The organism is Glutamicibacter ardleyensis, from assembly GCF_014644555.1.
Taxonomy (GTDB): Bacteria; Actinomycetota; Actinomycetes; order Actinomycetales; family Micrococcaceae; genus Glutamicibacter; species Glutamicibacter bergerei.
The window spans coordinates 31406-52524 of the sequence record NZ_BMKX01000007.1 but is presented as its reverse complement, the minus strand read 5'-3'; the positions used below and the strand labels follow the sequence as shown (position 1 = coordinate 52524).

At 56.6% G+C, this 21119-nt stretch carries 16 protein-coding genes and 4 riboswitches; of the genes, 12 read left to right on the top strand and 4 right to left on the bottom strand.

Going from position 1 to position 21119, the window contains the following annotated elements:
* Window positions 1-46: 46 nt before the first annotated feature.
* Window positions 47-478, bottom strand: coding sequence for a Fur family transcriptional regulator (locus IEX04_RS13185; protein WP_188686199.1), 432 nt, complete (start codon window positions 476-478; stop codon window positions 47-49).
* Between the two features lie 383 nt (window positions 479-861).
* Between IEX04_RS13185 and IEX04_RS13180 the strand changes: the two genes are divergently transcribed.
* Window positions 862-2679, top strand: coding sequence for a BCCT family transporter (locus tag IEX04_RS13180; RefSeq protein ID WP_407646317.1), 1818 nt, complete (start codon window positions 862-864; stop codon window positions 2677-2679).
* Window positions 2680-2748: 69 nt separating this feature from the next.
* Here IEX04_RS13180 and acs read toward each other — a convergent pair whose 3' ends face one another.
* Both acs and IEX04_RS13170 read right to left on the bottom strand, forming a co-directional pair.
* The gene (gene acs / locus IEX04_RS13175) at window positions 2749-4713 is read right to left on the bottom strand and encodes an acetate--CoA ligase (protein WP_188686197.1); all 1965 of its coding nucleotides are present in this window, start codon (window positions 4711-4713) and stop codon (window positions 2749-2751) included.
* Window positions 4710-4862, bottom strand: a complete 153-nt coding sequence (locus IEX04_RS13170) for a hypothetical protein (RefSeq protein WP_188686195.1) — start codon at window positions 4860-4862, stop codon at window positions 4710-4712. Before IEX04_RS13170 ends, acs begins: the two co-directional genes overlap by 4 nt.
* Window positions 4862-4969: riboswitch (SAM riboswitch) on the bottom strand. Its footprint overlaps the gene before it by 1 nt.
* Before the next feature lie 265 nt (window positions 4970-5234).
* A riboswitch (SAM riboswitch) is annotated at window positions 5235-5334 on the top strand.
* Window positions 5335-5350: 16 nt separating this feature from the next.
* Here IEX04_RS13170 and IEX04_RS13165 point away from each other — a divergent pair.
* Both IEX04_RS13165 and IEX04_RS13160 read left to right on the top strand, forming a co-directional pair.
* On the top strand, window positions 5351-6685 hold the full coding sequence (locus IEX04_RS13165) for an acyl-CoA dehydrogenase family protein (protein ID WP_096256255.1): 1335 nt from the start codon (window positions 5351-5353) through the stop codon (window positions 6683-6685).
* 63 nt (window positions 6686-6748) lie between these two features.
* Window positions 6749-8152 carry an LLM class flavin-dependent oxidoreductase gene (locus tag IEX04_RS13160; protein WP_096256254.1) on the top strand — a complete coding sequence of 468 codons (1404 nt, stop codon included), beginning with the start codon at window positions 6749-6751 and terminating at the stop codon, window positions 8150-8152.
* Between the two features lie 83 nt (window positions 8153-8235).
* Here the strand turns inward: IEX04_RS13160 and ggt are convergent, their stop codons facing one another.
* Window positions 8236-10059 carry a gamma-glutamyltransferase gene (ggt, locus tag IEX04_RS13155; RefSeq protein ID WP_188686193.1) on the bottom strand — a complete coding sequence of 608 codons (1824 nt, stop codon included), beginning with the start codon at window positions 10057-10059 and terminating at the stop codon, window positions 8236-8238.
* Between the two features lie 412 nt (window positions 10060-10471).
* On the opposite strand from ggt, the gene IEX04_RS13150 reads away from it, so the two are divergent.
* The 9 genes from IEX04_RS13150 (at window position 10472) to IEX04_RS13110 (ending at window position 21119) form a co-directional block, all read left to right on the top strand.
* Window positions 10472-10993, top strand: coding sequence for an ASCH domain-containing protein (locus IEX04_RS13150; RefSeq protein ID WP_096256252.1), 522 nt, complete (start codon window positions 10472-10474; stop codon window positions 10991-10993).
* Between the two features lie 269 nt (window positions 10994-11262).
* Window positions 11263-11353, top strand: a riboswitch (SAM riboswitch).
* A gap of 146 nt (window positions 11354-11499) precedes the next feature.
* On the top strand, window positions 11500-12534 hold the full coding sequence (locus IEX04_RS13145) for a methionine ABC transporter ATP-binding protein (protein ID WP_096256251.1): 1035 nt from the start codon (window positions 11500-11502) through the stop codon (window positions 12532-12534).
* Window positions 12531-13226 (top strand): methionine ABC transporter permease, encoded by a 696-nt coding sequence (locus tag IEX04_RS13140; RefSeq protein WP_188686191.1) that lies wholly within the window; start codon window positions 12531-12533, stop codon window positions 13224-13226. The genes IEX04_RS13145 and IEX04_RS13140 overlap by 4 nt, the downstream gene beginning before the upstream one ends.
* 25 nt (window positions 13227-13251) lie before the next feature.
* Window positions 13252-14163, top strand: coding sequence for a MetQ/NlpA family ABC transporter substrate-binding protein (locus tag IEX04_RS13135; protein WP_096256249.1), 912 nt, complete (start codon window positions 13252-13254; stop codon window positions 14161-14163).
* A gap of 293 nt (window positions 14164-14456) precedes the next feature.
* Window positions 14457-14548, top strand: a riboswitch (SAM riboswitch).
* A 121-nt stretch (window positions 14549-14669) separates the two neighbouring features.
* Complete coding sequence (locus IEX04_RS13130) at window positions 14670-16307, top strand: ABC transporter substrate-binding protein (RefSeq protein ID WP_096256248.1); 1638 nt, start codon at window positions 14670-14672, stop codon at window positions 16305-16307.
* An 11-nt stretch (window positions 16308-16318) separates the two neighbouring features.
* Window positions 16319-17275 (top strand): ABC transporter permease, encoded by a 957-nt coding sequence (locus IEX04_RS13125; protein ID WP_096256247.1) that lies wholly within the window; start codon window positions 16319-16321, stop codon window positions 17273-17275.
* Between the two features lie 17 nt (window positions 17276-17292).
* Complete coding sequence (locus IEX04_RS13120; protein ID WP_188686189.1) at window positions 17293-18189, top strand: ABC transporter permease; 897 nt, start codon at window positions 17293-17295, stop codon at window positions 18187-18189.
* A 39-nt stretch (window positions 18190-18228) separates the two neighbouring features.
* Window positions 18229-19848 carry an ABC transporter ATP-binding protein gene (locus tag IEX04_RS13115; protein WP_188686188.1) on the top strand — a complete coding sequence of 540 codons (1620 nt, stop codon included), beginning with the start codon at window positions 18229-18231 and terminating at the stop codon, window positions 19846-19848.
* A 47-nt stretch (window positions 19849-19895) separates the two neighbouring features.
* Window positions 19896-21119 carry an acyl-CoA dehydrogenase family protein gene (locus tag IEX04_RS13110; RefSeq protein WP_096256244.1) on the top strand — a complete coding sequence of 408 codons (1224 nt, stop codon included), beginning with the start codon at window positions 19896-19898 and terminating at the stop codon, window positions 21117-21119.

Genomic DNA, 21119 nt, shown 5'->3' with positions numbered 1-21119 from the left:
GGTTAGTTCCTTGCGGTACTTCTTTTTAAATAAAATGTTTAGCTGGTTAGGCTGTTTTGGCTGACTGGCACTCTGGGCAGAGCCCCCAGTAGATAACTTCGGCCTCATCGATGCTGAAACCGTGATCATCGGAGGCGTGTAGACACGGGGAGGCTCCAATAGCGCAGTCAACATCGGCCAATGCTCCGCAGCTACGACAGACCACGTGGTGATGGTTATCTCCCACGCGGGCCTCGTAGCGGGCGATATGACCGTGGGGTTGAATCTGACGGAGCAGCCCCAGGGTGGTGAGGAGTTTTAATGAGTCGTACACCGCTTGATGGGAAATCGTAGGGTGTTCTTGGCGGACCGCGTCAATAATTGTCTCGGTATCCGCATGGGGGTGAGCGGTGACCGCTGCAAGCACCGCAACGCGCGGACGAGTGACCCGCATGGATGCTTCGCGTAGCACCTTCTCGATTCCCCCGAATGTAGTCATAACACTAGCTTGCCCTATTTATTTTGAATCGGTCAAGATAAAGCGCGACGTTTGTCCTAAATTTTTCTGCTCAAATTTTTTTGAACTGGGAAAAGAACCTCTGATCTGGTCGGTTTTGCTGACTAATGCAGAAAATCTTGCTTGGCGAGGAAATTCACATGAGCCCACCGTTAACTGTGTCTCACAAGGGACGTAAGTCCTTAGGTTGCATTTAAAACAGCACGTCAAATCCTGCTAGGTTTGACCCTTATTCGCGGTGGGACCATGATGGATAAGGCCTTTGAAGAGGTCAAGGAGCAAATATGTTTCCCCGCTCTACTGAGTTGATTTAGTCAACCTCCGCAGAAGCTGGCACCCGAGGGCTATTATTTCAGCGCCTTCCGCTGTTGAATAAGAAGCCAGTGCACGATGCCCTCAAAGCAATGCTCAACCGAGTCCACGATCTGGCAACCGACCCTTCACCCGGATGCTTGGCCTTGGCGTTTATCGTGTGGGGATTCGTTACTCCCAAAGGGCTAGGCGTCGCTTCTGATGCCGCACTCAACTGGGTGGTAACGAATACCGGCTGGCTATTTGTGATCGCAGCCTCGGTATTTACCGTATTTGTCCTCGTTGTTGCTGCCAAAAATTTCGGTCGCATCCCACTCGGGAAAGACGGTGAGAAGCCACAATTCAGCACCGTCTCTTGGATCTCCATGATGTTTGCTACCGGTATGGGCATCGGGTTGGTGTTCTACGGTGTCGGCGAGCCGCTGTACTTCTACATGTCACCTCCACCAGGAACCGTGGACGGGCAAACTCCTGCTGCATTGAGCACCGCGATGGGCACGACGCTCTTCCACTGGACCTTGTTCCCATGGGCCATGTACGCAATTGTTGGTCTAGGAATGGCTTACGGTAGCTTCCGGCTCGGACGCCCACAGCTGTTCTCCGCGATGTTCTCCTCAATCTTCGGCGAACGGGTCACCCATAGCTGGGGTGGCCGCACCATTAACATCTTGGCCATTTTGGCCACGCTGTTCGGCTCCGCGTGTTCTTTGGGTCTTGGTGCACTGCAGATCGGTGGCGGCATACAGGCCAGCGGTGTAATGGCCAAGGTCGGCTCCGGTGTCTTGGTTATTATCATTGCCATTTTGACTGCGCTGTTCGTCGCCTCGGCCGTATCCGGCATTGAACGCGGAATTCAGTGGCTTTCAAATATCAACATGGTCTTGGCCCTCGTCATTGCATTGATCGTCTTCATCGGCGGACCAACGCTGTTCATTCTTAACGTAATTCCAAATGCCGTGGGCGCCTTCATTGGTGACCTTCCGCAGATGGCATCACGTACCGCCGGTTCCGGCGGCGAAGCAATGTCTGCTTGGCTGTCCTCCTGGACCGTGTTCTACTGGGCATGGTGGGTTTCATGGGCACCATTCGTTGGCTTGTTTATCGCCCGTATTTCGCGTGGTCGCACCATTCGTCAGTTTGTGACCGGTGTGCTGTTGGTACCTTCCAGCGTTACCCTAATCTGGTTCTCGATCTTTGGCGGCGGCGCCATAGGCTTGCAGGAACGTGCCGAGCAGGCTGGGGATACCGGTGCTGCCCTGGTGAACATGGTGGACGGAGTCCCGGACCTCAACTTTGACTTGATCCTCTTTGATCTGCTTGAAGCGCTACCATTGCCGGGTTGGATTGCGGTGCTGCTCATGATCGTGACTGTGTTGCTGATTGCGATCTTCTTCGTCACCGGCGCTGACTCTGCATCCATCGTGATGGGTGCGCTCAGCGAACGCGGAGCCGCGGAACCATCAAAGAAGTCCATTATCTTCTGGGGCGTTGCCGTAGGCGCGGTAGCTGCGGTGATGCTACTTGCCGGTGGCGACAAGCCAGCCGAAGCGTTGAACGGTCTGAAGAATATTACAATCGTTTCCGCGCTGCCGTTTGTCCTAGTGATGCTCCTGCTCTGCGTGGCCATCTGGAAGGATCTGAGTAAGGACCCTCTGGTGCTAAGCGACAAGGTAGCTCGTCAGGTCTTGGAGCAATCGGTCACCGAGGGCGTAGAACGCCACGATGGAAGCCAGTTCAGCTTGATGACCACGGAAATCCCGTTGATAGAGGGCAAAGAATTTGTGCTCAAGACGAAGGCAGCCGATTCGTCCTCCGCGACGGAAGACTCCGGCTCAACTGGGTCGGCCAAGCCTGAGCGTATCGACGAGTAATGATGTAAAACGCTACAAATCTGCCCCGCAGTTCAACGAACTGCGGGGCAGATTTGTAGCTGAAACTGTTTAGCTCCGTGCCCGGCAAATCTCCTCTAGCTCGGCGATGCACGGCTCATTTTGCAAGCTGGTGGTGTCGCCGAGCTTGGTTCCTTCGAAGAGCTGGGTCAGCAGGCGGCGCATGATCTTGCCCGAACGGGTCTTAGGAACATCTGGGACCAATACGATATCGCGTGGTTTAGCGATTGGGCCGATCTGCTCGGTGACCGTTGCGCGCAGGATGGTGATGAACTCTTGCTGACGTGCAAGCGTTTGCGCATCAGGGTTTGCTGAGATCAGTGTCTTATCCAGCGGAACCACAAAGGCGGTGGCCGCGTGGCCGGTCTTCGCATCCGGGGTGGGGCAGACTCCGGCCTCGACGACACCTGCATGGGTCACTAAAGCCGACTCAATCTCAATGGTTGACAGCCGGTGCCCGGAAATATTGATTACGTCATCGGTGCGGCCCAGGATATAGATATCCCCGTCCTCATCAAAGCGGGCACCATCACCGGCAAGGAACCAACCCTGAGCAACATATTGCTCCCAGTAGCTGGTGTAATAACGTTCCGGATTTCCCCAGACCGTCCGGGCCATCGATGGGCCGGTCTGGGTAATTACGATATTTCCTTGTTCGTTTGCAGCCACGGTATTTCCCGCAGCATCAACAATGTCCACCGATACACCCGGTAGGGCGCGCGAGGCACAGCCTGGCTTGAAGTGCGCATCGGTAGGCAACGGCGAAAGTACTGTAGCTCCTGACTCGGACTGCCACCAGGTGTCAACCATCGGGATCCCGTGCTCGGTGTCTCGTCCCACCTGGGCGCGTAGCCAACGCCACGCTTCGGGATTGACCGCTTCGCCCACGGTGCCGCCCACACGAAGTGAGGACAAATCGTAATTGTCCGGAATGCCGTCGGGGAACCAACCCATCAGCGAGCGGACCAGTGTGGGTGCAGTGTAGTAACTGGTGACCTTGTAGCGCTCGATAATTTCAAAGTGGCGTCCGGGATGCGGTGCGTTAGGCACACCCTCGTAGATCACCTGGGTGACACCGTTGGCTAGTGGCCCATAAATTTCATAAGTATGTGCGGTAACCCAAGCCAAATCCGCGGTGCACCAGTGCACGTCATCGGAGCGCTGAGACTCATCAGGATTGCCGAACAAAAGATTGTGGCTATAAGCAGCCTGAGTGAGGTAACCGCCGGTGGTGTGCACCAGCCCCTTAGGCTGTCCGGTAGTTCCCGAGGTGTACATGATGAACAGCGGCGTCTCAGAGTCGAAGGCTTCGGCTTTGTGGTGCGTGGGCTGGTTCTCTACCGTTTCGTGCCACCACAGGTCGCGTCCTTCGGTCCAAGGAATGTCGTCCCCGGTGCGCTGAATAACCAGCACCTTTTCAATGTCATTTTCTCCGGAGACCGCAATATCGGCATTGGTTTTGACGGGAACCGAGCTCCCACGACGGAATTGACCGTCGGTGGTCACCAGCAGCTTCGCTTTGGTGTCTTCCACACGAAATTTGAGTGCCTCCGCGGAGAAACCTCCGAAGACCAGTGAATGGATCGCGCCGATACGGGCGCAGGCCAGGGTGATCACAATTGTTTCGATGAGCACCGGTAGGTAGATGACCACGCGGTCACCCTTGGTAATACCGAGTTCCAATAGCGCGTTGGCCGCTTGGCTAACGCGATCTTGCAGGTTTTGGTAGGTCACCGCAATGCGATCGCCAGGCTCGCCCTCAAAGTAGAGCGCGACCTTGTCGCCATTTCCGGATTCCACGTGGCGGTCCGCGCAGTTCACGGCGGCGTTGAGCTTGCCACCGAGGTACCAAGAGATCTGTGGTCCACGCTTTGCTTGTGGGTCCGCGGCAATGATCTGGCTAGTGGTGTGCCATTTGGTGTCCCAGTCGAGCAAGTTTGCTGCTTCGTCCCAGAACTCCTGACGGTTCTCGGTGCCAGCAGGTGAGGTTGTAGTGGGCAACTTGGTGATAGTCATTGCGTTTCCTTGAAAAGTTTGGGGCTGCTGTTCCTGCGGTGCTTACGTGCGCGTTGTTTAGCTAGCGGGTGTCCAGTTGCTGGCACATCATCGAGCAACTTCTTCGAGTAAGCCAGCTGGGGCAGGGCAATATGAAAACCATGATTCATCTCCATCGTTCCTGGCGGTAGCACCGGCCACACATCTATTTACAGATCGTGTGTGGTGGTTGCTGCGGCGTCACAGAGCCAGATCTCTTGGCCGCTCGGGATGGTTATATGACCATTACAGGCTTTCGAACGAATTCAATGCAAATCCGTCGTAATATGAAAAATATTCGATAACTACGTCACATCATCAAGATGTTTCGATTTTTATTTCATCAACAACGTATTTGGCTGAAAAATCGCGAAACGCTGGGTGTGGCGTTCGACTATGCCGGATAAGTGGAGTCCTTGATGCAATTCAAGGGTCATGCCAGCACGAAGAAATATGACTTGCCGGGTTGAAGGCAACGTAATTCTCAGGCTACAAATGATTACGAACCATCCAGAGCGACCGAGAGATTTGGCTCGAAGACGTCGCAGCAACCACCCACCATTTTTTGGCCCGGGACGGTGCTACAGCCAGAACCGATGGAAAGAATAGAGGACTTTTGATGTCATTTGGCGATTTAGCTGGCGACTTTAATGCGCTTAGCGATCCGTCTGTGGCCGGTAACGCTGCGGAGCTTGATGAGCTGCCTGTAGAGCTACCCACACGACAATTGCTCAAAATAACTCCAGGTTCTGGCGCAGATGAACAGTATGAACGACTTGCAGATATCTTCCGTCCCGTCTTCGCACAGATTGCCGCCGGGTCTAGTGAGCGTGACCGGCAACGGATACTCCCCTTCGAACAGGTCGGGCTGCTTAATCGTGAACGCTTCGGCGCGTTGCGACTATCCATTGCCGAAGGTGGTCATGGCGCACGGCTAAGCGATGTGTTTCGGTTGCTTATTGAGCTAGCCGAAGCTGATTCGCACGTGGCACAACTCTGGAGAGCCCATATTGCCTTCGTAGAAAATGTGGTGCGCTTAGAAGACCAAGTGCTACGCAGCAAGTGGACTACGCGAATCAGCGCCGGCCAGATCGTTGGCAATGCTTATACCGAAGAGGGCGGAAACGCGCTGGGCGTACTGAACACGAAGGTAACTGAGCAAGACTCGCGGTGGTTGGTCAACGGCCGCAAATTTTATTGCACCGGTACCATTTTTGCGGACTGGACCACCGTTGCGGTAGCCCACCCAGAGATCCCTGGTCGCCAGATCGCCGTGGTTTCAACGCAACACAGTGGTGTGAAGATCCTTGATGACTGGGACGGGTTTGGTCAGCAGCTGACCGGTACCGGCAGTACCGAATTCCACAATGTTCCGGTGGATACCTTCATGCCCGAAGATCCCACCGACCCGGAGGCCGCAATCTTCCAGCTGGTACTCATGGCGGTGCAAGCCGGAATTGGTCGGGCCGCACTAAACGACCTGCGATCTTCGGTTCAGGCACGTACCCGCAGCTTCAGTACCGGAACAGGGGTTCCGGTACACCGCGAACCACAGGTACTGCAGCTGGTCGGTGAGGTATCCGCCGAAGTTTTTGCCGCCGACTCCGTGGTCATGGGGGCGGTGCTGGAAGTCGAATCGGCGATGGCCGATGCGAACCTGAACTCCGAGGAACGCTTCGCCGTGTGCGAGCTGGCGGCAAACCGCGCCCAGACCATTGTGCAGCCCTTGGTGATCGGGGCGACGAGCAAACTCTTTGACGGGCTCGGGGCATCGGCTACACGCAACAGCTGCAACATGGACCGGCATTGGCGCAACGCACGCACCATCGCAACGCATAACCCGGCAATTTATAAGGCACGCATCGTAGGGGACTACGAGATCAATGGGGTGCAACCCCAACGGCTCTCGGTCACCGGAACGGTTTCTGGAACACCACAATTTTCTGGAAGCTAAACAAGTTTTTTGAACGCACCGTTAGATTTACAAGATTTCATTTCCATGGATAGGGGTACACCAATGAGCGAGAACAAGCGCGAAATCCTTTTTAACGCCTTCGACATGAACTGCGTGGCTCACCAGTCACCAGGACTGTGGCGTCACCCGGCTGACAAGGCCTCGACCTACAAGACCCTGGGTTACTGGACACACCTGGCCAAGGTGCTGGAAAAGGGCAAGTTCGACGGACTGTTCCTCGCCGATGTGCTGGGCACCTACGACGTGTACAAGGGCTCCAACGAAAGCCCACTACGCACCGGCGCGCAGGCTCCGGTCAACGATCCGATGATGCTGGTTTCAGCGATGGCCGCAGTCACCGAGAACCTCGGTTTTGGTGTCACCGCTGGCACCGCCTATGAGCACCCATATGCTTTCGCCCGCCGTTTGGCCACCCTGGACCACCTGACCGAAGGCCGTGTGGGCTGGAACGTAGTCACCGGTTATCTGCCGTCCGCTGCCCGGAACATGGGCCAGGAAGACCAGATGGAACACGATGAGCGTTACAATCACGCAGACGAGTACCTAGAGGTTGTTTACAAGCTTCTTGAAGGTTCGTGGGAAGACGACGCAGTACAGGCCAACAAGGAAACCGGCGTTTATGCCGACCCGGCTAAGGTGCACTCGATCAACCATGAAGGAAAGTACTTCAAGGTTCCGGGCATCGCCATCACCGAGCCAAGCACCCAGCGTACCCCGGTGATCTACCAGGCCGGTGCTTCTAGCCGCGGCATCAAATTTGCCGCCGGAAACGCCGAATCGGTCTTCGTCACCTGCCCAACCCGTGAGACCCTCAAAGTTGCCGTAGCCAAGATCCGCGATGCGGTCCAGGCAGCCGGTCGTGACCGCTACGACGTGAAGATCTTCGCAATGCAGACCATCATCACCGATGAGACCGCCGAGCTGGCGGAAGCCAAGTACCAGGACTACAAGTCCTACGCGGATATCGAAGGCGCTCAGGTGCTGATGTCTGGCTGGATGGGCATTGACCTCTCCGAATACGGTCCAGATGACGTCATTGGCGAGAACGTAAAGTCCAACGCCATCCAGTCCACCGTGGAGACCTTCCAGAAGGCCAGCGGCGATTCCGGCAAGCCATGGACCATCCGCCAGTTGGCCGAGTGGGTCGGCGTTGGCGGGTTCGGTCCAATCACCGTCGGTTCCGGTGCTGAAGTTGCCGAGAAGCTCATCGACTGGGTGGACTACACCGACGTAGACGGCTTCAACCTGGCCTACGCGGTTACTCCGGCAACTTTTGAAGACATCGTCGAGTACGTGGTCCCAGAGTTGCAGACACGCGGCGCATACAAGACCGAATACACCGAAGGTTCGCTGCGCCACAAGCTGTTCGGCGAGGGCGACCGGGTGAAGGATACCCACCGCGCCGCACAGTACAAGATCTCCAACCGCTTGGTCGCCAAGGCCTAAGGTCTTAAAAATCAAGTAGTGGCGCAAAACCAGCAAGTCCCCGCGAAACGTTGAATTTCGCGGGGACTTGCTGGTTTTAGCGGCTATTTAGCGGGCGTGACCACCATGGCCGAACCACCGCCGCGGCGGCTTGGTTCGGCCGCCGCGATCAGAGACCCATCAGCGGCGATTTCCACCGCCTCAACCGCGCCGATCTCGGCCTGTGGAGTGAAGGAATCACCAGCGGCGGTGAGCTTGTGGCCGAAAGCCTCAAGCGCTGAGCCGTAGGCCTCGATGAATTCGGGTTCTGCCGTCACTGCCGCGGTATTGCGCTGCGAGGCGCGAGGCGCCGCGATTGCCTGGCTGAGGTCCATGCCCAAATCGATGCGGTTCACCAAGGTCTGCAGCACCGTTGTGATGATGGTGGAGCCGCCAGGGGAGCCGATGGCGAGCATCGGTTCGCCGTCGCGCAGCACAATCGTTGGCGCCATCGACGAGCGCGGACGCTTGCCAGGTTCGATACGGTTTGGGTCTTGCGGGTCATACGCCGTGGAGAAGTCGGTCAGCTCGTTATTCAGCAGGAAGCCGCGCTCCGGCACCACCATTCCCGAACCGCCGGTCTGCTCAATGGTTAGTGTGTAGGAAACCACGTTGCCCCAGCGGTCCACCACCGAAAGATGGGTGGTGGAAATATTCTCGGTATCCTGCTCAATCACCGGTTCGCTGGTTGCCGCCGGGCACGTTCCGTCGTAGCCCTCAATGTCGCCCGGCGCTACCGGCTTCACCGCGGCCCGTTCGGGGTTTATCGCGCACGCCCGGTCGACGCCGAACAGCTTGTCGGTCAGGGTTGCGGTGGGAACATCCACAAATGCCGGGTCGCCCACAAACTTGCCACGATCGGCATAAGCCAAGGCCGTCGCTTCAAAGTAGTGGTGAAGCGCGGAGGGCCGCTCCATGCCTGTGAGGTCGAATTCGCCAAGAATGTTCAGCGATTCTCCGATGGTGGTTCCTCCGCTGGACGATGGTGCCATGCCAAAGACATCCAGTCCACGGTAGGTCACCTTGGTTGGCTGCTGCTCCGCAACCTCGTAGTCTGCCAGGTCGGCGGTGCTCACATACCCGGCTGGAACCGGGAGCTCGGTGTCTTCAACCTTGGGTGGAGCTTGCACCGTCTGGGATATTTCCTCGGCCATCTCGCCCTGGTAGAACGCTGAGGGGCCCTGCTTGGCAAGTAACCGGTAGGTTTGGGCAAGATCCGGGTTCTTGAAGATGCTGCCAACCTGGGGTGCATCACCGTTGGGCAGGAAAAGTTCGCTCGTCGAGCTGAAGGCAGCGAAGCGTTCCTTGTTATCAAGGGTCTGTTCACGGAAGGTTTCATCGACGACAAAACCGCGTGAGGCCACCTGGGTGGCCGGGCGCAAAACTTTCTTCAAGCTTTGGGAACCCCAATTATCCAATGCACGCTGCCAGGTGGCTAGAGTTCCCGGTACTCCTACCGCCACGCCGCTAGTCACCAGTTCGGGCGTGAAATTGTAGGGTTTGCCGGTTTCCGGGTCGACAAAGGCATCTTGGGGTATTGCTGCCGGTGCTGTCTCGCGGCCGTCAATGGTGCTGATCTTTCCGGTTTTTGAGTCGTAGTACATGAAATAGCCGCCGCCACCGATACCCGCGCTATAAGGTTCGGTCACGCCCAGCGCTGCCGCGGTTGCGACAGCCGCATCAACTGCGTTGCCGCCTTTGCGTAGGATTTCAATGCCGGCGGCGGTCGCTTCCGGGTCCACGGATGAGACAGCGCCGCCGCTGCCTTTGGCTGTTGGAGTTTTGTCGGTTGCCCTGGGATCGGCGTTGGCCGGAAGGGCGGTGAAAGTACCCAGTCCCAGTGCGAGTGCCGCGACGCTGGCAATAGCTCTCGTACATGCTCGTGGCATTCTTTGATCTCCTGAAAAGGTGGGGATGAAGTATGCGCCAATTTACGGGAGAAACCCCCGAGACGAGTTCCGTGACACGCGTCACTGTGCAAGCTTGTCCGCAATTTCGCGCAGGTCGGGACATACTTTAACTTAGGTTTCGCCAACACGGCCGGGCGCTCTCGGCGCGAATGCGTAGTCATCAAGTTCATCTGATTCGTCGGTTACTGCCACTATCGGAAACCTTTGTAGCCGGCGAGGGCTTTGCGCTTTCCAAGCTGAGGGCGCGTTGCGTTTGCATGGCCGAAGAGGCCAACGGATCACCCCGCGATCGCCATGAGACTGGCTACCCAAGCTCACGCCAACACGGGAACATTCAAACAATCGCCGAGGTCAACAACTGCGGTGGCCGGACTGCGCTTAGGCTAAGAGCATGAGCAACGAACACGCCGCCGAGATGCCACCGCTAGATCTCGCCTCAGCCGCACAGATGTGGGATGACTACCGGCAAAGCTGCGCCAGCGACCCGGGTGACTACGTGGTGGAATACTTCGGAGACAGCCCTGCGCTGGCCGACTCGTTATTGCGAGAAGTAACCCACGGGCAGAAACATGCCACCTCAAGCCTCGAAAACGAGTACCTTGCCGAGAACGAACCCCTCCCGCAGGTCGGCTCGCACTGGATTGCTTGCGACGGCACCGGGACGCCACAAGTTATCCTGCGGACCAGCGAGGTGACGCTGAGATCATTCGACCAGGTGGATGCCGAATTCGCCTATGCCGAGGGCGAGGACGACCGTAGCTTGGCTAGCTGGCGCCGGGAGCACGAGAAGTTCTGGAAGCGGACGCAGCAAGCAGATTTTGCCAAGCAGTGGGAACCGGCAATCACCAGCATCCCCGGTGAACGCATCGTATGCGAAAGCTTCGAGGTAGTCTGGCCGCGCAAGCAGATTTAAGGCTCATAATTTTCTCTACCTTGCTGTTCAGGATTTTTGCCTTGCGCCCTTGAAGGGGATCATCATGGCGTTTGAATTAAGTTCTTAAGTCAAGATGTACGCCTTGCGCCGTCACTCAGCGAAATATGACGAGTGAGTACCGCATTTATGGCCCGTTTTACTGCTAGCTGAGCACCGATGGTGACTACATGACGCATTTATAACGTCATGGTTGTTCATGGAAGCTGCTCGCGGACAGACTGAAACTGTTCGATTCAGACATCGAATGGTAACCATCCAGAGCGACTGAGAGACCTGGCTCGTAGACGTCGCAGCAACCACCCCGAGAGGGGCCGGTGCTACCGCCAGGACCGATGGAGCGGTCCGTAGATACAACACTGTTCTGCAAGATTCCGTAGCTGCCTCACGCCGCTACATTGCGAGTCTGCAGCTCAAACTTGACTCGGGCTCTGCGCGGCGCCAGCACCAGGGAGAACAAATGCAAACAACTTTCTTCGGGCCCTCAAATGATTGAGATCCGTCAGCTACACAAGCACTACGACACGGCCCAGGGTCGGGTACAGGTCCTCAAAGGAATTGATCTGGAGGTCCAAGCGGGCAGCATCACCGCCGTGGTTGGTCCCTCGGGCGCAGGGAAATCCACGCTGTCCCACTGCATCTCCCTCTTGGAGAAGCCCAGCAGTGGGCAGATCTTGGTCGATGGCAAAGACCTTTCGATCCTCTCAGGCAAGGCCTTGCGTGCCGAACGCCGTGCCATTGGCACGATCTTCCAGAATTCGGCTCTGCTGCGCCGCATGACAGTCGCCGAAAATGTGGCGTTGCCGCTGCGCAACCTCGGAGTAGTCCATCATGAGATGGAACATCGAGTTGCCGAGCTTTTAGAACGAGTCGGGTTGGCCGACCGCGCCAATTCCTATCCGGGCGAACTCTCCGGTGGGCAGCGCCAACGCGTGGGTATAGCTAGGGCTCTGGCCCTGCGCCCGCGACTGCTGCTCTCCGACGAGGCAACCTCGGGCCTCGACCCGGAAGCAACTGCGCAGATCCTCGAACTGCTCGCTTCCTTACGTACCGACCTCGGGCTGGCAATCATCTTGATTACCCACGAGATGGATGTGGTACGTCATATCGCCGACCGCGTGGCACAGCTAGATGGTGGCCGAATCGCCGAATACGGCGAACTGCGCGCACTGGTGGCAAACCCGGAATCGGTAACTGGTTCCAAGCTTTTGCCCTTGCACCCAGACCTGGTGCCAGCCGGTTACGACTTTGCCTTGACCGTCGCTTACCGCGGGACGCAGATTGATCCTTCATGGATTTCCAAATTAGGCAGCGAATATGGTGCCACGGTGGCACTGCTTGGCGGATCCGTAGAAGCCCACCAAGAAGGCACGCTGGGCCGCGTTGAAATAGGGCTATCTGGTATCGGCGAAGCACGAGCCATCGAGGTACTCGACGGTTGGGGACTACACGCCACCGCCCATTCGCAGGCGTTGCGCACAGACAAGATCAATGGTGAAACACGAATCGAGGTGACGGTATGAGTCTTCCAACCGAAAGCGTCACTGTGGGTACAGATACCCCGTGGAGTGAGCTGGGTTCCCTGATGCTCCCTGCCTACGCAGAGACCTGGGCCATGGTAGGAATCGTGATGGTCTTAGTGATCATTTTTGGCGGCATCATGGGACTGGCTCTGTTCAACACCGACAGGCGAGGCCTCTTCCCGCACACGCAGAGCCATGCCACATTGAGCTGGATCGTGAATATGGGCCGCTCGCTGCCCTTCCTAGTCTTGATGGCTGCCATTATTCCTTTCACCAAATGGATCACGGGAACTACCATCGGCATCTGGGCTGCCGTTGTACCCATGACTATTGCGGGTATTCCATTCTTCGCCCGTTTAGTACAAAACGCGTTGAACGACCTGCCCATGGAAAACCTTGCAGTCGGTTTGGTGACCGGTGGATCCCCGTTGCAAATCATTGGCTCCACTCAAGTACGCGAGGCGTTGCCAGCACTTGCCTCAGCGATCACACTGAACACCATCTCCATGGTCGAGTACTCGGCGATCGCCGGAACTATCGGAGCCGGTGGTATCGGATATCTTGCGGTGACCTACGGATACCAGCGTTTTGATATGAACGTCATGATTGCGACCATCCTCGCACTGATCGTGACCGTGCAAATAGTCCAATTCCTCGGCGACCGTATCGCCCGTGCGCTGGCACGCCCCTAAGCGCCCTCAAACAAACGAGAAGATCATGACAACTTCACCCAATGGCCACGTTCACGGCTTCACCCTTCGCAAAAACACCGCCAAGTTGCCCTGGACCATCGCCGCTTGCGCGACCATCGTGGCACTCGTACTTGGCGCACTTTTAGTACAGCAACGATCTACGCCCGCACTCGCAGCCAATCAGCCAAGCAAGACAAAGTTCAAGGTCCACTACGAACCAGCGATGGCCGGGGAAGAGCAGATACTGAAATACGTCGCCGAGAACATTGCACCGGACTACGGAATTGAAATTGAAGCCGTTGGGTTGCAGGATTCGATCCAGGCCAACCGCGCCGTGGCCGAGGGGCAATTCGATGCGACCATTTTTGAACACGAGTGGTACATGAAACAGTCTGCAGAGGCCGCCGGTGTTGATCTCACCGCAACCGTAGAGCTCTATCAGTGGGGCTTCGGGTTGTACTCCAGCCGGTATGGCTCGGTCGAGGAACTGCCCAAGGGGGCGACACTGCTACTTCCCAATGACGTCGCGAACCAGGGCCAGGCGCTCTGGCTGCTCGAACGCGAAGGTCTGCTCGGCCTGAACCCAGACATCGAACCACGCACTGCCAAAATGGCTGACGTGGTAGACAATCCGCATGAATTCAAGCTGAAGGAAGCGGAGCTGATGACCATGCCACGCATGCTTGACGACGTGGATGTCGCGATTGGTTATGTCTCACAGTTTGATGCCGGAAAAGTGGGTCGAGATAAAGGACTCCTGTTCCCTGAACCACCGAGGACTTTCGCCTCAAAGCTAATTTTTGGTACCAAATTCTCCAAGACCCCTGACGCTGCAAAACTGATTGAGGTCTTCTCCGACCCGCGGTTGCAGGAGTATCTGGAAAGCACGGAAGATCCCTTAGTGCACGGTGTACTGACTCCGGTATCGGCGAAGTAGCGTATCTGGCAACCAAGCCGAACTGAAAGGTCAGTTCGAACTATCTCGGTTCGAACTGACCTTAACTTTTAAGATTTTTCAGCTGAAATTAACGCGCAGTTTTGGAGTACCGTCAAGGAATAATTTGTAACAGCGTCACGAAGTGACTTATGACGAGATCTTGAGAAGAATGTGACGCGTTTTTCCGTGTCGAGCAGCTCGCAGATGGCTTCGTGACGCGTATATGACGTCATGGTTGGTCACACCATAGCCCCGGGCACAGACTTGAATTATTCGGAAAACACACCGAATGCTAACCATCCAGAGCGACTGAGAGACCTGGCTCGTTGACGTCGCAGCAACCGTCCTTTAGCAGGAGCGGTGCTAAGGCCAGGACCGATGGAGATTGCTAGATTTCGCAACGGTCCACACAGGGGAGAAGTCTGTCTTTTCCCTTCCCGCAACCTTGCGGTAGGGCCAGGATCTAGGCGTAATCCTCGGGAACTTACCGAGAGGAACACCAGAAAATGCGCAATAAGAACCTTGGTCTTAAGACCGTGGCGTTGCTGGCAGCAGTTGGATTAACGTTGACAGCCTGCGGCGGAAGCAACGCAACGGGTCAAAGCTCCGATCCTACGACGGCCGCAGGTAGCGGAACGCCGGTGGAAGGCGGAACCTTTACCTTCGCGGAAGTCACCCCGATCAATAACTGGCAGACCCAGGCCGCACGATTCTATGAGAAGGCCAATGTGCTCAACTCGGTACTGGACCGGTTGACCTACTTTGACGTTGAATCCGGGAAAGTTGTGGGCTGGATTGCCTCGGACTTCACCGCGAATAAGACGCAAACGGAATTCACCTTTACTATCCGCGACGGTGTAACTTTTTCGGACGGCACGGACCTAGACGCCAAAGCAGTGCAAAAGAACCTAGATGCCCTGGGCTTAGGCATTAAATCGGCACAGATTCAGCCCAACGTAGATTTCGCCGCTTACAAAAGCTCCGAAGTTGTAGACAAGAACAAGGTCAAGGTGACGCTGAAGCGCCCGGATGCTAACTTCCTCCGTGCGACGTCTTCGGTCACTGCCGGGCTAGTCTCCCCGGAGACCCTGAAGCTGGATAACGCAGGACAAACAGCGATCGCGAAAATTGTTGGTTCCGGCCCGTTTGTCTTTGAATCCGAAAAAGCCGATGAAGAAGTTGTTTTTACCAGCCGGGATGATTACGCCTGGGCGCCAGAAACCGCAGCAAACCAGGCAGATGCCTACCTGGAAAAGTTGGTGATCAAATACCTGCCCGAGGTGGCCCACCGTGCTGGTGCCGCGCAATCAGGCCAGGTTGATCTGGTCCGCGGGCTGCAACCGGTAGACGAGGATGTGCTCAGCGCTGGCGGTGGCCAGGTATTGGCCGCGCAGGGCGTCGATCTGACAACTAACCACGCAGCGATACGCATCGGCTCAGGCAAGCTGAATGACCCGAAGGTGCGCCAGGCATTGCAGGTAGGTATCGACCGGCAGGCGTTGAAGGACACGGTGCTTTCTGACAGCTATGTCCTCGCCGGTTCGATCCTCAACCATCAGGCTCCAGGTTTTGTGGACCTTTCCGCAGAGCTTGGCTATGACCCGGAAAAATCCAAGTTGTTGCTCGAGGAGGCTGGCTGGAAGGTGGGTACGGATGGGATCCGTGAAAAGGACGGCAAGAAACTTGAAATCACAGTAGCCAGCTCGAATAACTCTGTGGTCATTAAGCCTGCTTTTGAACTGATTGAGCAGCAGTGGCGCCAGATCGGTGTTCAGCTGGTGAACCGTGCTGCAGATAATTCTTTCCTCACTAACGCCATGGTCGATGACCAGATCGAATTCTTCGGAACAAGGCAGTTTGCCTATGGAGGCCTGGGCCCGGTTTATGCACCGGCCACTAATAACCAGACCCTCAATGCAGACAAAGAACTGAACGACCTGTTCACTCGTGAGCAGGCGGCGACCACCGAGGAAGAACACCTGAAACTCGTGGAAGAAGAACAGCGTGAGCTGGTACTCGACAAGGCGCTGACCCTCGTGCTGTGGGATGAAGTGCAGGTATACGGCGCCAATAAGGACGCGCATATCGACTTTACTTCCGGCACCGCACCAATCTTCCAGGGTGCTTGGAAGAGCAACGGTTAAGGAAACACATCATGGGTGGATACATCGCTAAACGCATAGGGCAGGCACTACTGGTGATTTTGTTGGCCTACACCGCAGTATTTCTGGCGGTGCAGGCGTTGCCGAACGACCCGGTGACAATCTTCCTTTCCGCAGACTCCTCTGCCGATCCGGCCACCATCGCACAGATGAAGGCCTACTACGGATATGACCAGCCGCTGATCGTTCAGTATCTCAATCAGCTTGGCGGGCTATTCACCGGGGACTTGGGGTATTCGTTGTCCTCGGGGTCGGCGGTATCCACCCGCATCGGTGAGGTCATCGGCTCTACGTTGATCCTCGCCGGTAGCGCCTTCGCATTGGCCATTGTGCTCGCGGTGCTCTTGACCGCGGCAGCTAGCCTGTCGCGCAACAACACAGTGCGCAAAGCGTTGCTCAACTTGCCACCGTTGATGATTTCGATTCCCGTGTTCTGGCTTGGGTTGGTGCTGTTGCAGATCCTCGCTGTTCAGCTCGGTGTGATGTCCCTATTCCCCGACGGCTCATTGCTCGCGTTGGCGGTGCCGATCATCGTCTTAGCAATTCACCTCAGCGCACCCATAGCGCAGGTGCTGATCAAAAGCGTGCAGGAAGTGAACCGGCAGCCATTCGTTGATGTGCTGCGAGCTAAGGGAGCCAGTGAATCCTGGATCTTCTACCGCCACACCCTGAAAAATGCGGCACCTTCGGCTCTATCCATTGCGGGTATTACGGTCGGCACGCTGCTGGCTGGATCGGTTATCACCGAGACCGTCTTCGCCCGTGCCGGTTTGGGGCAGTTGGTGTTGCAAGCGGTCACCGTACAAGATATTCCGTTGGTGCAAGGGCTGGTCTTGCTCACGGCTGCGGCATTCACCGTGGTGAACCTGCTCGTTGACCTGATTCATCCGAAGCTTGATCCACGCATCATTACCGCCCACGCGGGCTCGCCCCGCGCACTAGTTGTCTAAGGGATGAGGAAACGATCATGAGTCTATTGACCGAACGCACTAACAACGATGTGACCGTGAGTTCCACAGCCACGGCGCCACAACGCCCAGAGCCAACACCGACAACCCGGAGCAAGGTGCGCGCGTGGTTGGGCGCTTGGTGGGTGCTCATTCCACTTGCGGTCCTCGTGGCGTGGGCGTTGCTGCCTGGCCTGTTCACCGGCGCGGACCCGATTACCGGTGTTCCACAGGAGAAACTCTCGGCGCCCTCGACGGCACACCCGTTCGGTACCGATCATCTGGGACGTGACGTTTACGCCCGTGTGGTTCACGGAACCAGCCAAACCCTGATGACGGCCGGCCTTGCCTGTCTCATCGGTAGTGTGGTCGGTAGCTTACTTGGCCTGTTGGCGGCCACCGCCGGACGTTTTGCAGACTCGGTGGCGATGCGCTTTGTCGACGTCGTGCTGGCGATTCCGGCGTTTTTGATTGCACTGATTCTTGTTACCGCAACCGAACCCGGCCCCTTCTCGTTGGGTCTCGGCGTGGGTATTGCCTCGATCGCTGCCTTCGCACGACTAGTACGCACCGAGGTGCTGCGGGTGCGCGCACGTGACTTTGTCCAGGCGGCCTTGATGAGCGGGGGTGGCTACTTCAGCGTATTGCGCCGCCACATCCTTCCGCACGTGATCGGTCCGATCCTCGCCCTCCTGGCGGTAGACCTCGGCGCGGCGATTCTAGCGATTTCCGGGCTGGGCTTTCTGGGTTTCGGTTCGCCACCGCCTACTCCCGAATGGGGGCTGCTGATATCCGAAGGGCGCCAATACCTTACCGTGGCCTGGTGGCTGACCACCCTTCCAGGACTTGTTATTGTTGCTGCCGTCATGCTCACCGCAACGCTTGGCCGGGCCATCAGCAAAACCTTCCGCTTCTAACCCGTGAGGGTATCCATAAACTTGTAAAGGGGGCAGACTATGACTGCCACGCAGCACGCTCACCCGGTAGTGCGCATCGAAGACCTAGCTGTTCGCTATGCGCAGGGAACCCACGCGGTGCAAGGTATCAACTTAGAAATTCCCGCAGGACAAATTGTCGCGATTGTTGGTGAATCTGGTTCCGGAAAATCCACACTTACCAAGGCCCTCATTGGCCTGCTTCCAGATAACGCCAACACCTCAGGCAGCATCCGCTTCGGAGGAACCGAGGTCACCACGCTAGATCTTGGCCAGTGGCGTGAGATTCGTGGAGCCGGCATCGGCTTGGTCCCACAGGATCCGGGGGCCTCTCTCGACCCGGTGCAGACCATCGGATCGCAGCTGATTGAAGTGTTCCGCCTGCATCCGAAACGTTCGGTACCCAAAAAACAGTGGCGTGACAAGGCCATCGAATTGCTGGCAAGCGTAGGAGTCGACAGGGCAGAGCAGCGACTGGGCCAATACCCGCACGAACTATCCGGGGGACTTAAGCAACGAGTGCTGATCGCTATCGCCTTCGCCCTGAATCCGCAGTTGCTCATCGCCGATGAGCCAACCAGCGCACTGGATGTCACGGTGCAACGCACTGTACTTGAAGTGTTTGTCTCCCTTGCGAGGCAGAAGGGAACTACCGTCCTTTTTGTTACCCATGACCTCGCGGTAGCCACAGATATTGCCGACCGAATCCTGGTGATGAACGGCGGCAAGGTGCTCGAAGACCGGTCGGTAAGTGAGCTGATCTCGGCTAGCACCAATGACTACACCAAGGCTCTGCTAGACCAGGCCTACGCAAACAATCAGCGCCGTGAGCTCAGCGAAAACCACGACGTGGTCATCCGGGTTAAGGACCTCGGAAAAGAATTCGGCCGTGGTTCAAATGCTCATAAGGCGGTGAACCACGTCAGCTTTGAAGTAGCTCGCGGAACTACCTTCTCACTCGTAGGAGAATCTGGATCGGGCAAATCCACTACCGCAAAAATCATCATGGGACTACTCGCATCAAGCCAGGGCAGCGTCGAGGTAAACGGCGAAGATGTCTCATCGATCAGCGGTAAACAACGTTACGAGCTCTGGCGTCAGGCACAGCTGGTTTATCAAAACCCCGACTCCGCGTTGGACCCACGCCAAACGGTCCGCGCGATCATCGACGAGCCGATGCGCAATTACAAGCTTGGCGATGCCCCTTGGCGCGAAGCGCGTGTCAACGAGTTGCTGGGGCAAGTAAATCTTGCACCACAACTTGCCGAAAAGCGCTCGCCGGAACTATCGGGCGGTCAACGCCAACGTGTGGCCATTGCTCGTGCGCTGGCGAGCGGGGCAAAGATTCTCGTGCTTGATGAAGCGCTCAGCGCGCTGGATGTGCTGACCCAAGAACAGATCCTCACCCTTCTTGATCGGCTCCAGCACGAACAACAATTGACCTATTTATTTATCTCTCATGACCTACACGTGGTCGAACGCATCAGCCACCACGTTGGGGTAATGCGCCAAGGAGAACTGGTGGAAACAGGAACCGTTGATCAGGTATTTTCCAATCCGACCCACGAATACACGCGTACCTTGCTGGCAGCAAATCCCGGAGAGAAGTTGCGCGAGCTTGAACACCTGCGCCGCGCCTAGAGATCAGAACATCGCTGCGCCGATACAAAATTAGAGAAGAGAAGCCCATGAGTATTAACTTCACGGAAACCTTAAGCCCCGAAGCTACTTATCAACGCCTGATTGACCGGTTTAACCCGGTTTTTGAGCGTATTGCTGAGGGCGCCACACAACGTGAGCAGCAGCGTGTACTTCCCTTTGAACAGGTTGGGTGGCTCAAAGATTCAGGCTTCACTACGCTGCGTGTGCCACACAGCCATGGTGGTGATCCGGTCAGTCACGAACAACTTTTCCGCTTGTTGATTGAACTTGCCGCCGCTGATTCGAACGTTGCCCATCTGCTGCGTAGCCACTTCTCTTTTGTTGAAACTATCGCCTTACAGCCCCAAGAATTTCAGGATCGCTGGTTCCCTCGAGTACTTGCAGGTCAGATCTTCGGCAACGCTGCCACCGAGCGTGGCGGTAACGCGCTAGGAACTACCAATACGCGGTTGAAGGAGACCTCCGCAGGCTGGGTGCTGAACGGCGAAAAGTATTACACGACCGGTTCGATTTTTGCCGACTGGGTGGTGGTCATGGCCTCCACCGACGGAGTCGAAGGACGTCAATATGCAATTGTTGATCGCCATAGCAAGGGTGTGGAGATCCTGGATGACTGGGACGGTTTCGGCCAGCCGTTAACCGGTACCGGGACGGGTATTTTCATCAATGTTCCGGTAGAGGATGCGAATATCCTGCAGCGTAAGGTGGCGTCCACCCTGGAGCCTGCCTTCTTTCAGCTCTGCTTGCTTGCAGTCTTAGTTGGCATCGGAAAAGCTGCACGTGACGAAGCCGCAGGTATCGTGGCAACACGCACCCGAACTTTCAACACCGGATCGGGTGAACTGTTCCGCAACGACCCACAGATACAAGAGTTGGTAGGACGGCTCGCGGCCAACGTTTATGCCGCCGAATCCATCGTGGTCACGGCCGCGCGTGCACTTGACGCGGCCTATGATCCATCATTGAACCTTGATCACGAGACAGCCTATCTGCGTGCGGAACTTGCGGTGCAGCAAGCACACGTTGCGGCACCCAAGCTTGTATTGGATGCAACCAGCGAACTCTTTGATGTTACCGGAGCCTCGGCGGTTTCCACCAGCAAATCGCTGGACCGCTTCTGGCGTAACGCACGCACTGTTGCCACGCACAACCCAGTTGCATTCAAAGCACGCTCGGTGGGCGACTACTTTATCAACGGCACCATCCCTACAGGTCTTAATTCAATTGGCGACGCCACGGGAGCAAAATAA

Excerpts from the sequence above, each read along its gene's own strand:
- IEX04_RS13185 (WP_188686199.1), bottom strand. The coding sequence starts at position 478 with ATGACTACATTCGGGGGAATCGAGAAGGTGCTACGCGAAGCATCCATG.
- acs (WP_188686197.1), bottom strand. The coding sequence starts at position 4,713 with ATGACTATCACCAAGTTGCCCACTACAACCTCACCTGCTGGCACCGAG.
- IEX04_RS13170 (WP_188686195.1), bottom strand. The coding sequence starts at position 4,862 with ATGAATCATGGTTTTCATATTGCCCTGCCCCAGCTGGCTTACTCGAAG.
- IEX04_RS13165 (WP_096256255.1), top strand. The coding sequence starts at position 5,351 with ATGTCATTTGGCGATTTAGCTGGCGACTTTAATGCGCTTAGCGATCCG.
- IEX04_RS13160 (WP_096256254.1), top strand. The coding sequence starts at position 6,749 with ATGAGCGAGAACAAGCGCGAAATCCTTTTTAACGCCTTCGACATGAAC.
- ggt (WP_188686193.1), bottom strand. The coding sequence starts at position 10,059 with ATGCCACGAGCATGTACGAGAGCTATTGCCAGCGTCGCGGCACTCGCA.
- IEX04_RS13150 (WP_096256252.1), top strand. The coding sequence starts at position 10,472 with ATGAGCAACGAACACGCCGCCGAGATGCCACCGCTAGATCTCGCCTCA.
- IEX04_RS13145 (WP_096256251.1), top strand. The coding sequence starts at position 11,500 with ATGATTGAGATCCGTCAGCTACACAAGCACTACGACACGGCCCAGGGT.
- IEX04_RS13140 (WP_188686191.1), top strand. The coding sequence starts at position 12,531 with ATGAGTCTTCCAACCGAAAGCGTCACTGTGGGTACAGATACCCCGTGG.
- IEX04_RS13135 (WP_096256249.1), top strand. The coding sequence starts at position 13,252 with ATGACAACTTCACCCAATGGCCACGTTCACGGCTTCACCCTTCGCAAA.
- IEX04_RS13130 (WP_096256248.1), top strand. The coding sequence starts at position 14,670 with ATGCGCAATAAGAACCTTGGTCTTAAGACCGTGGCGTTGCTGGCAGCA.
- IEX04_RS13125 (WP_096256247.1), top strand. The coding sequence starts at position 16,319 with ATGGGTGGATACATCGCTAAACGCATAGGGCAGGCACTACTGGTGATT.
- IEX04_RS13120 (WP_188686189.1), top strand. The coding sequence starts at position 17,293 with ATGAGTCTATTGACCGAACGCACTAACAACGATGTGACCGTGAGTTCC.
- IEX04_RS13115 (WP_188686188.1), top strand. The coding sequence starts at position 18,229 with ATGACTGCCACGCAGCACGCTCACCCGGTAGTGCGCATCGAAGACCTA.
- IEX04_RS13110 (WP_096256244.1), top strand. The coding sequence starts at position 19,896 with ATGAGTATTAACTTCACGGAAACCTTAAGCCCCGAAGCTACTTATCAA.